This window comes from Paenibacillus terricola, assembly GCF_014779765.1.
Taxonomy (GTDB): domain Bacteria; phylum Bacillota; class Bacilli; order Paenibacillales; family Paenibacillaceae; genus Paenibacillus_T; species Paenibacillus_T terricola.
In genome coordinates this window covers 1,071,048-1,082,468 of record NZ_JACXZA010000002.1, presented here as the reverse complement: position 1 = coordinate 1,082,468, position 11,421 = coordinate 1,071,048, and the positions used below count along the sequence as shown (strand labels likewise).

Annotated in this window: 12 protein-coding genes; all 12 read left to right on the top strand. The window is 39.2% G+C overall.

All coding sequences use genetic code 11. The features are described 5' to 3' along the window. Positions 1-169 precede the first annotated feature (169 nt). The 12 genes from H8B09_RS12240 to H8B09_RS12180 all read left to right on the top strand — a co-directional run bounded on the left by H8B09_RS12240 (position 170) and on the right by H8B09_RS12180 (position 11,377). Positions 170-592, top strand: coding sequence for a GNAT family N-acetyltransferase (locus H8B09_RS12240; protein ID WP_191203833.1), 423 nt, complete (start codon positions 170-172; stop codon positions 590-592). 254 nt (positions 593-846) lie between these two features. Beyond that, positions 847-1,596 carry a barstar family protein gene (locus tag H8B09_RS12235; RefSeq protein WP_224753486.1) on the top strand — a complete coding sequence of 250 codons (750 nt, stop codon included), beginning with the start codon at positions 847-849 and terminating at the stop codon, positions 1,594-1,596. Positions 1,597-1,837: 241 nt separating this feature from the next. Further along, positions 1,838-2,488 (top strand): nucleoside deaminase, encoded by a 651-nt coding sequence (locus H8B09_RS12230; RefSeq protein WP_191203745.1) that lies wholly within the window; start codon positions 1,838-1,840, stop codon positions 2,486-2,488. Between the two features lie 911 nt (positions 2,489-3,399). Further along, positions 3,400-3,630, top strand: coding sequence for a hypothetical protein (locus H8B09_RS12220; RefSeq protein WP_191203743.1), 231 nt, complete (start codon positions 3,400-3,402; stop codon positions 3,628-3,630). A gap of 373 nt (positions 3,631-4,003) precedes the next feature. Further along, positions 4,004-4,477, top strand: a complete 474-nt coding sequence (locus H8B09_RS12215; protein WP_224753551.1) for a hypothetical protein — start codon at positions 4,004-4,006, stop codon at positions 4,475-4,477. 221 nt (positions 4,478-4,698) lie between these two features. Next, on the top strand, positions 4,699-5,031 hold the full coding sequence (locus tag H8B09_RS12210) for a DUF4288 domain-containing protein (RefSeq protein WP_191203741.1): 333 nt from the start codon (positions 4,699-4,701) through the stop codon (positions 5,029-5,031). Between the two features lie 242 nt (positions 5,032-5,273). Next, positions 5,274-5,795, top strand: coding sequence for a hypothetical protein (locus H8B09_RS12205; protein ID WP_191203740.1), 522 nt, complete (start codon positions 5,274-5,276; stop codon positions 5,793-5,795). Between the two features lie 193 nt (positions 5,796-5,988). Next, positions 5,989-6,477 (top strand): SRPBCC family protein, encoded by a 489-nt coding sequence (locus H8B09_RS12200; RefSeq protein WP_318152596.1) that lies wholly within the window; start codon positions 5,989-5,991, stop codon positions 6,475-6,477. A 225-nt stretch (positions 6,478-6,702) separates the two neighbouring features. Then, positions 6,703-7,311 (top strand): chloramphenicol phosphotransferase CPT family protein, encoded by a 609-nt coding sequence (locus H8B09_RS12195; RefSeq protein WP_191203831.1) that lies wholly within the window; start codon positions 6,703-6,705, stop codon positions 7,309-7,311. Between the two features lie 643 nt (positions 7,312-7,954). Further along, positions 7,955-8,242 (top strand): hypothetical protein, encoded by a 288-nt coding sequence (locus H8B09_RS12190; protein WP_191203739.1) that lies wholly within the window; start codon positions 7,955-7,957, stop codon positions 8,240-8,242. Positions 8,243-9,172: 930 nt separating this feature from the next. Then, complete coding sequence (locus H8B09_RS31245; RefSeq protein WP_397376060.1) at positions 9,173-9,694, top strand: VanZ family protein; 522 nt, start codon at positions 9,173-9,175, stop codon at positions 9,692-9,694. Positions 9,695-10,300: 606 nt separating this feature from the next. Beyond that, complete coding sequence (locus tag H8B09_RS12180; protein WP_191203737.1) at positions 10,301-11,377, top strand: acyl-CoA dehydrogenase family protein; 1,077 nt, start codon at positions 10,301-10,303, stop codon at positions 11,375-11,377. The last annotated feature ends 44 nt before the right edge of the window (positions 11,378-11,421 follow it).

Below are 11,421 nucleotides of genomic sequence, written 5' to 3'. Positions count from 1 at the left end.
CTCGGTCCGACAGAGGGATTTCGAGGAAGCGGGAGCAGCCGGACAACCCTGCACTGGCTAAGTCTGACGACCCGGGCTAACGCCCTTAAGCCAGTGAGGGTTCGTGAATACAAAGACGTTATATGAAATCTGTGTAAGAGTTTTAAAACAATTGTTCAGGGGGATTTACGTGGAGGTCTTGTACAAAGAATATCTAATAACGGATGACAAAGAGAGAATAAATAGGCAAGTAGTTCTGGACTACTTGGCCCAAAGTTACTGGGCTAACAGGAGACCACCAGAGCGTATATTAAAATCCATTGAAAATTCCCATTGCTATGGAGTTTACCATAATGATAAGCAGATAGGATTTGCACGGCTGGTCACAGATGAAGCAACAGTATATTACTTGTGTGATGTGTTTGTAATAAAAGAGTATCAGGGGCAAGGCATAGGAAAGAAACTGATTGAAATCATTACTAAGTCAGAAGAATATGAATGGATGACAGGAATATTAGGGACACTAGATGCCCATGGATTATATGAACAATATGGTTATGAGAAAGATTCAGAACGTTTTATGCGAAGGATGCCTCAAAGAAGAAAAACATAGGAAAAGCATATGTGAAAGTAAACTCAAGGCGACACAGACTTCATATAACAACGTATTCACGCTTCAGGCCTAACGGCCCTCGGTCCGGCAGAGGCATTTCGGGGAAGAGGAAGCAGCCGGACAACCCTGCACTGGCTAAGTCCGTCGGACCCGGGGCATGCGCCCCTTAAGCCAGTGAGGGTTCGTGAATACAAAGACGTTATAAGAAATCGGCGTAATGAGTTTGAAGAATTAATAACTTAATTAAGGAGGTCATGATGTTTTATAAGTATAGTTTAGAAGATGAAAGTAACAATATAATACTCGGACATTTCGAGTATATTGAGATATCAAATTCACATACATATATTGCAGAAGAACATACTGAAGATTACTTTCAACTCGGATATATTAATTTTCATTTCAGTGATGGTTTTAGACAGAGTTGTTTAGGCCGAAAACAGTCTATCAGTAATTTATATATAAATATATTAGATAATGATGGTTGCACTATCGGGAGTTATTATTTTGCCTTGAGTTCTCCGAAAGTACTTTCATCTTCTGATTTAATAGATGGTCGAGATTTTACTCTTGAGGGTCACCTGCCAACTGGTCTTTCAATGGAAACCCTTGAGCTTTGGGATCTTTTAAGGAATCCTACTCACAGAGAATATGGTATTTGGTTACACCTTACAAAGAAACAGCGCGATATATGGTTGGAGATAATAAGAATTTACCATAAGTTTGCAGAGAGCCATAATCTAGCTTGTCAATCGTATTGTCTTGATGGTCGACATATAACAGATGAGGTTTCTTTTTATTTTGCACTAGGCGAGGCTATTAACGGACCAGGTGGCTACTATGGAGGGTGTATTGATAGTTTATTGGATTGTTTTTGTGGTGGGTTTGGCGCACTACCCCCTTTTACCATAGAGATTAGCGGATATGCTAACAAACCAAAGTCTATTAAGACTATCCTTCAAGTGCTTGAGGAACATAAGGTTACAATAATAATCAAGGATTAGAACCAATTATTGTATGCTGTTCAAAGAAGACGCTGACATCATATAACACCATATTCACGCATCGGGCCATCCGGCCCTCGGTCCGGCAGGGGAATTTCGGGGGAGTGGTGGCAGCCGGACAACCCTGCACTGGCTAAGTCCATCGTACCCGGGGCATGCGCCCCTTAAGCCAGTGAGGGTTCGTGAATACAAAGACGTTATCTGAAAGAACCCAAAAATATATATCTTGGTGGTGTAAAATATGTGGGAATATCTCACAGAACCTTGGAAGGCTTGTTTCGAAGAAGCATGGGAGGCATATTGTAATGGTTCCATTCCAATTGGTGCAGTACTGGTTGATCAAAGGGGAGAAATAATTAGTCGAGGGAGAAATAGAATACATGAGATAACTGCACCAGAGAAACAAATTTGCTCAAATAGACTTGCCCACGCAGAAATAAATGTATTAATGCAAATGAATTCTGTAGATTCTGACATTCTAAAAGATTGTATTCTTTATACAACAACTGAACCATGTATTCTTTGTTTCGGAGCAATAGTTATGTCTGGAGTTAGAACGGTAAGATATGCTGCAACTGATCCGGTGGCTGGAGGTACCTCTCTTAACAGTTCCGAAAACACATTTATTAAGTCAAGGAAAATTAATATCAAGAAAGAAGAGAAATATTTAGGCGAAATTCAACGTGTTTTAAGGACTGATCACGTATTGAGAACCTTGACTAAAGATCAGATAGAACGATTCTTATTTAATTACAGCATAGATTACCCTGAAGCAGTCGTGATAGGTCGAAGATGGTTTGAATTAGACATCTTACAACAGGTCAGAATGAACAAAACTCCAATAAGTGAAATAATTAATAAAATAGGAAATGAACTAAGAACAGTTTGTTAGTATTTCGTAGAAGTCGGTTCCTTCGGATAACACCATATTCACGCATCGAGCCATTCGGCCCTCGGTCCGGCAGCGGGATTTCGGAGAAGTAGGCGGCAGCCGGACAACCCTGCAATGGGTAAGTCCGTCGGACCCGGGCTGGCGCCCTTAAGCCAGTGAGGGTTCGTGAATACAAAGACGTTAGACGAAACCCCGAGAATATGAACAATATATTAGCCAAATACAAAGTCTAAAGCGAATGGGTGATTCCTTATTAGATCTGTTTTTGTTCTAATTGATTTGTACGATAGAGCTCCTCTAGTCAAAGCTCTCAATTCACTAGAACTGATTTATAACAATGTTGAAGAAAAACAATGGATTTATCTTGAGGGAGGAGATCCTGTACTATATATCGAGTTCGATCTTGAGAGATCTCTCTTAAAGGAAATAGAGGTTAATGATAACAACATTAAGTTAAATAAGATTATTGAATCACACCATATACTTCAGATTGATATTTCGGGGAGACATTTAGGAAACAAAGAAGTATCTTATGTCGTAATTAATATTTTATCTAGGTTTAATGGATTTGCACTCGATGAGTTAAGTGATCATTTATGGACGATAGATGAGATTAAAAGCGGTTCGCGAAATCACGGATTGAAGTTTTTTGATTACGAAGGAAGAAGTTAATAAATGAATACATTGGTAGCATATACAGGAAGTCGAGGCATCGTCTAACACCATATTCACGCATCGGTCCGGCAGGGGCATTTCGGGGAAGCGGGAGCAGCTCGGACAACCCTGCACTGGCTAAATCTGACGACCCGGGCTGGCGCCCTTAAGCCAGTGAGGGCTCGTGAATACAAAGACGTTAGGTGAAATCTTCAAGATGGAATGAACAAATGATGTAAACAAAGATGGAATCACAGATGAAAGATAATAAAGGAGGAAAGCATATTACAAAACGATTAAGTAAAGAAGAAAGAAATGAATTGAGGAAGAATCATTTTGAGCAATTCTTAAAGATAAGAGACATTGTGAATGAGCTAGATCCAACAGGATTGATTGCGAGTGGAGCTCCAAAAGATGAACATGATACCTTAACGGCTAATATCCTGGGACTAATTATAGATAAGAAGATTGAAGAAGTTAGAGAGTAAATCATTGAATCTTATAGTTGGTATGGATTCAATCATGATGATATTAGAGATGAATATAAAGAGTCTTTTAATAAGAAACTAAATCTGATACTAGAAAAAATTCGAAAATTATATAGAGAAGATCATAGAGATTAAGCGGAATCTAAGAAGTGAGGACTTCACCTAAGACGATATTCACGCCTCGGGCCATACGGCCCTCGGTCCGGCAGAGGGATTTCGGGGAAGTGGAAGCAACCGGACAACCCTGCACTGGCTAAGTCCGTCGGACCCAGCGCATTCGCGCCTTAAGCCAGCGAGGGTGCGTGAATACAAAGACGTTATGCGAAACCCCTGTATTAATATAAACATCAATGAAGGTGATTACTTGGAAGAAATGATAGTAACTTGTACTAGTATTGGCGTGTATGAGCATGCACTTACAAGAGGGAATAAATACAAAGTAATCAATCAAGAGAATGCAAAGTATCGAATAAAAGGAGATCATGGTAAACGAGTATGGATAAACCAAGCGTATTTTGATTTGGGGGAAGTGTTCGTATTACAGATGATGGATTGGAAATTTGATGATGATATATTGAGTTGGAATATCATAGAGGTAACAATAGTTTTTAATGATGGGTCTAGTCGTTGGTGTAATATGACGACACCAGAAAAGCTTGTTGAACATTTTAAAAATCCAATGACACATCCACTAGGACTATTCATGGACAAATTGATTATTATGAAAACTTTAGAGAAAGATGATGTCGAACAGACATTAAGATATTTAGATTCTCAAGGGGAGTTAGAAAAAGCTACAAGACCTTTGAATCTAGAGGAACTCGATGAAGACAAGGACTTCGCATAACACCATATTCACGCATCGGGCCATTCGGCCCTCGGACCGACAGAAGGATTTCGGGGACACGTGAGCAACAGAACAACCCTGCACTGGCTAAGTTCGTCGGACCCGGGTCATGCGCCCCTTAAACCAGTGAGAATTCGTGAATACAAAGACGTTAGATGAAATTATTGCAACAAGTTTAAACCTGAAGATCATCCCAATCTATATATGGGAGGTATAAAAAAATGTGGTTTACTGTTCAAATGCTGTTTAAATCGTTCAAAGAATTAGAAGAAAATGAAGATACGGATACATACGAAGAATCTATTATATTAATCAAAGCGGAAACAAAAGACGTTGCAGTATTAATTGCAGAAAAGAAGGGTAAAGAAGCTGAAATAGCCTATAAAAATCTATGTAGTGAAGAAGTTAAATGGAAATTTATTAAGGTTGTTGATGTCTATGAAATCATAGATGAAACAATAGAATCAGGTACAGAAGTTTTTTCTAGATTTATTTTGGTACCCCAAAAGACTGAACTGAAGGACGTATTAAATAGATATTATCAAGAAGAATAATTCTGTAAGGAGAATGATTCTGTAAGGAGAATGAAGGAAGTAAATAACTTCATATAACACCATATAAACGCATCGGGCCATCCGGCCCTCGGTCCGGCAGAGGCATATCGGGGGAGTGGGAGCAGCCGGACAACCCTGCATTGGCTAAGTCCGTCGGACCAGGGCCAGCCCCCTTAAGCCAGTGATGGTTAGTGAATACAAAGACGTTATCAGAAATTTATGTATAAACAAAAGGAGAAAAAATGGGAACAATAATGCTTTGCTTCACTGAAAGAAAATTCTTTAGAAGAGATGATGTAGAAAAACAAAATGGAATTTGGGTATCTTTAGATAAATGGAAGAAGAGCGATTATGCATTGTTGTATCCAGAGAAGAAGAATGCGCTCTGGCATGTGGAGTGGAACGATTTGGTTTTTCACGGTAAATTGTATGACCTACAAGCCATTCTAGCAAACCAACGGAACTCTGAAAACATACCATATATAAGTGTACCAAGAGGTTTGCCCAATAATGTGTCAGAAGAGATCAGGCAAGAATATGAATGTGGTGAGTATCATACTTGTACTTGGTATACATTGGATGAAATTTTTAATTATAACTGGGATCAAATAATTGAGTATACGGACTATACCTGGGATGATAAACCAGTAATAGAAGTAGTGGATTATCGAGAGACTAGTAAAAGTTTTTTAGAGGTGATGGAGAACATAGCTTATAGAGAAGATCCATCTCATTTTAGGATTACAATAATGTTTCATGACTAATCTTATTAGTATTTACAGAGAAGGCACAAATTTCTGATAACACCATAATCACGCGTCGGGCCATCCCCCCCTCGGTCCGGCAGTCAGGAAGTTAGCGCAGCTGACAACCCTGCGCTGGCAAAGTCCGTCGGACCCGGGCTGGCTCCCTTAAGCCAGTTAGGGTTCGTGAATACAAAGGCGTTATCGGAAATTCGTGAAGAGCTATAGGAAAGGCGGTAGTTCTTTGATTACTCTTAGGACCGAAATCATTATTAATGCGCCGATTCAGATTTGTTTTGATTATGCCAGAGATATTGAAGTACATACAAAAACTGTTTGGCCGCATACGAGAGAATTAGCTGTTGATGGTGTTAGGGAAGGACGAATAGGACCTGGAGATTCGGTCACATTTGAAGCAAAACATCTATTTGTAAGACAACGACTAACTTCGAAAATAATAGAATATCAAGAACCTGAGTTATTCACTGATGTAATGCAAAGAGGAATATTTAAGAGCTTAAGACATCGACATGAATTTATTGAACAAGATGAGAAAACATTGATGATTGATATATTAAGATTTGAAGCTCCATTAGGAATAGTAGGCAAGATCATAGAGCAACTCATATTGAAGAAATATATAAAGAGCTTTTTAGAATATCGAAATAATAAACTAAAAAAACTAATAGAAGAGAATGTGTGAGTATTTCAGAAGGTCAAGAACATCCGATAACACTATATTCACGCATCGGGCCATCCGGCCCGCGGTCCTACAGGGGAATTTCGGGGAAGAGGGAGCAGCCGGACAACCCTGCACTGGCTAAGTCCATCGGACCCGCGCTTACGTGCTTAAGCCAGTGAGGGTTCGTGAATACAAAGACGTTAGGTGAAAGATACGCAAAAATTATATTTTGAAAGGCGGATTCTATTGAAGCAAGGGATTATAGTTCTTCTTAATGGCACTTCAAGTTCTGGAAAGACAAGCATATCGAATGAACTATTGACTCAAATTGAAATCCCATTTCAACATTTATCAATTGATAATTTTTGTAATGGGATATTTCATAGTTACATTGATTTCATTAACACTACATATCCGAATATTGAAACAAATGGTGCAGACGATGGACAATTAGCAAATCAAATTCTTACAAATCCGTTGATTTCATTGTACTATTCGACAATAAAGCTATTTTCAGCGATGGGTAATAATGTAGTTGTAGATACTGTTATAGATAACGACCAATGGTACAATACTTGCCTTGAATTATTATCTGATCACCCTGTCATTTTCGTATCAGTTAAATGCACAAGGGAAGAACTTGCTAGAAGAGAAATGCTTAGGGGAGACAGGATGGTTGGCTTAGCAAGTGCACAATACGATAGAGTATACTGCTTTAATGAATATGATCTTGAACTCAATACTGAAATAATGAGATCGAGTGAGTGTGCCAATGAGATATTAAACTTTATAAGATCTAATAACGAATCCACTGCTTTTAAGAAGTTGAATAAGAGAATAAGTGTAAGTAAGTAATTCAAAGTAGGAACACAACAACGTTATATGAAAGAACCGAAGATCAATGAAATGAATTTGAAGATCAAAGCAGGTGATTATTATGGATTTTAATTCAATCTATTTTCATGATTCAGAGCTTAAAGAAATAAATTACTTGTGGAATTTACATACCTTGGTTCTTAGATTGAATGTTTTTATCGAAGGTCCAGATAAACCTTACAGACAAACTGTTTGTAGTACCACACAGCGCACCTTGGGGAGAATCATTATACATAAACGGTGCAAGTCATATGTATAAAACGAATGAAAAAACAAATACATATGAAATTGAAATGATATCAGGAGACATAATAAAAATAGAGGCAAAAACATTTGAATTAATAACAGAATAGGAGAAGAGAAAAGTCATCTTGCTTGTTATTCGATGATGCGGGCGGTTCCTTCATATAACATCATATTCACGCATCGGGCCATACGGCCCTCGGTCCGGATCGAGGAATTTCGAGGAAGTGAAGACAGCCGGACAACCCTGCACTGGCTGAGTCCGTCGTACCCGGGCTGGCGCCCTTAAGCCAGTGAGGGTTCGTGAATTCAAAGACGTTATCTGAAACCGTCTAAAAGATATATTTAACAAAGCCAAAGCCTATAAGAAGGTGTTTCTATGAAGAAAGAAAGTAAGATTTTTATTGAATCAATTTTTGTACCTTTAATTTTATTAATCTCATTTGAATTGTTTTTTCTTCAGGGTTACTTGACGATTAAGGATAATAATACAAAGGTTTTTAACTATTATCTTGAAACAGCTGAAGTATCTAATCAAGTTTCGTTTGTTTGGTGGAAAGAACCTTTTGGTTGGTTAGAATACATATTAATATTTTTGATTATTTCTATAATTTATTATTTGATTCGGTATAGTTTATGGAAACTGAAACGAAAAAGAGATCAGTAGATGAACAGTAAAACGTTTGCTTACTCGCAAAAGCTAGTGAGGGTTAGGGAGACAAAAACGTTAGTGGAAATCCATGCAGTATGTTGAAGGGATGGAATGATTTTATGTCTAAAGCGTTTTCGGCTTTCTTTGAAATATTGAGAATACTTATTTTACTTATGTTGATAATGCTCGTGTTTGGTGGAGTTGAACGATATCTTTATTCGTTGATTTATGGAGAACCTTTGTATAATTGGTTTATGTCAGTAGGAAATTTCGTTCTATTTTTTGTGCTATATCGAAATTATTTTCAGTTCAAGGGATGGTATAAATCCGAAGAAAACAGAAAACTCAATAGATTTGCAACAAGAATTTCAATAATTACAGCTTTAGGGCTGATATTAATACCCACCGTACTAAATAATTAGAAATCGAGGTAACCTTGATGAGATTTTATGAGCTGACAGATGAAGATTATGAACTAATTGAAAGAGCGAAAGAAGTAATTAAAAGAACTTCGACAATAAGTCATATACGCATACAGTAGGCTCCGCGATCCGTTGTAAAAACGGGAAAATCTATGTCGGGATTAATTGTTATGGAATTCATGGATCATGTGCTTAGTTTATCACTATGGGAGTGGCAAGAGCAGCAGGAGAAAGAGAGTTTGAAACCATAGTAGCTGTTTGTAAAGATGCCCCGAATCATCTATTGTCTCCGTGTGGAAATTGCCGTCAAATGTTATTAGAATATAGCCCCGGTATCAAAGTCATTTTAAATAACGATGAACAAAAAATGAATAAGGTAGAGATAAGTGATTTATTGCCATTTTCATATTCACAATTCGAATAGAAGAAATTAATAAAGAAGAGTTCAATGAAGAAATAGTGGTTTCGGGAAGGTAAGTACTTCACCTAACACTATATTCACGTATCGAGCCATTTGCCCCGGATGGCCCATTCGGCCCTTGGTTTAAATCAAAGAAAGAGCCAAAGGAGTTACATCATTACAATGAAATTAGTAGTTAGATCAAGTTTATGGATTCTATTTATTATTTACATTCTTGTTTTAGTTAAATACTTAGTTTTAGATAGAATGCACTTCGGAGGACATTATTATCGTTCCTATAATCTGGTCCCTTTTAGTTCTATCAAACAATATATAAATAATAGAGAACATTATAATTATAATACATGGTTTATGAATTTAATGGGTAATTTAGTGATGCTCATTCCTCTTGGAGTGTTAATGCCGATCCTGTTTAATACCTTTAGAAAGTTATGGAATTTCATAGTAGTACTTATAACAATCAATTTGTTAATCGAGATCGCCCAGTACTATCTTTATCTTGGAAGTGCAGATATTGATGATGTGATATTGAATAGTTTTGGAGCTACTTTTGCTTATATAATGACTCGTGCAATATTGAAGATCCGGCTACTGAATAAACTATTATTTACAAATATGATATGACACAGAACTTCAGACCGACTTTTATAGAAAATTATAAGGATGAAAAAATGGAGATTAAATTAGTTCCTCTTGATATACCTGAAGACTGGACAGTGAAATGGAACCATTTTTACGAAATAAATACAAATGAATTCGTTGATGATTCATTCCCATATGGATATCTTTTATTTCATTAACGAATCAAGACGGAGATTGCTTGACTTAGGTTGGTATCCCTCAGGATAACCAGAAGGTAAATTATTGGTTCTAATTGAGATGAATGAGGATGAGGATACACAGATAGAGAATTGGCAAAACCCATTATTCACATTTAGCTCAAAAAGTAATATTGAAATAAAGAATCAAGTTAATGAAATATTAAAAAGAGTAAGTATAGGATATTTATAAATTTCAGAAAGCCAGGTGCGTTAATCAGATAATCTAGCGCCTCTTAAGCAAGAGCCCATTCGTGGGCTCTTTTTGTTTGTCAGTACCGTACGACGCTAATGTATGTCGGACAAATTGCAGCTCATATACATGGGTATCCACGGATACCGTCCGGTCTTGTCCGTTGTGCGAGGAGAGGGCTGGCAGGTGCTGCGAGAGCCTCGTCGGGGAGGGAGGGGCATGCGTTTCGAACTGCCGGAGGAGTTAGAGATGCTGCGGTCGGTCGTAAGTGATTTTGCGCAATCTGAGTTAGCTTCAGGTGCGGTAGAACGGGATGCCAACGGGCGGTTTGATCGATCTGTATTTAATCAAATGGCGGAGCTTGGACTAACAGGTATCCCCGTCCCTGAAATGTACGGTGGTGCAGGTGTCGGTTGGCTCACCTATGTGGTCGTAATGGAGGAACTCGCGAAGGTATGTGCGTCTTCGGCATCCGTACTGGCTGCGCATACAGCCGGTGTCGTATGGCCACTGTTTCATTATGGAGACGAAGCGGTACGAGAGGAGCTGCTCGTCCCGCTTGCTTCTGGTGCCAAACTTGCTGGAACCGGTGTGACAGGGCGTAAAGCGACATCATTGTTGGGGACACATTCATTCGTGCTGAACGCCGGGGTGGCGGATGGCTATTTGTTATTCACGGAGGAGCAGTGGGGCGAGGGGATACAAAAGCCTGCCGTTGTTTGGACGCAGCCCGATCCAACCGTCGAAGTAACCACCAACTTAATTAGTAAGCTCGGACTGCGCTCATTCCCAACAGGGGAGCTAACACTAGTCCCAAATGCAGCTAATCTGAAAAAAAACATTATCGTTCAAGGCAGACGAGTGAGCGGAATGGCTCGGGAAATCCGCACAATGCTCGCACTTAGCGCGGCTGCGCAATCAGTTGGCATCGCACAAGGCGCCCTTGAAGCTGCCGCAAGTTATGCGAAGACGCGTAAGCAGTTCGGAACGCCAATTGGCAGACAACAGGGCATTCTGTTCAAGCTGTCCGACATGTCGATTGCAACGGAGGCCTCAAGACTGCTTGTTCGTCAAGCGGCATGGCAGCTCGATGAACACATAAACTCAGCAGCGGCATCAAAGCAAGTGAAGTTAGCGCATACCTACGCAGTTCGAACTGCTACGATGGTCGCCCGAGAAGCGGTGCAGATTCACGGCGGCTACGGCTACATCGAAGAGTATCAGGTAGAGCGGATGCTCCGCGATGCGATGACACTTGAGACGGCGGTTGGAGTCGGAGGACTCTCCAAGCGTTGAGCGGAAGCGAGCATTGCAGAGATACACATCCAATAGCAAATGAC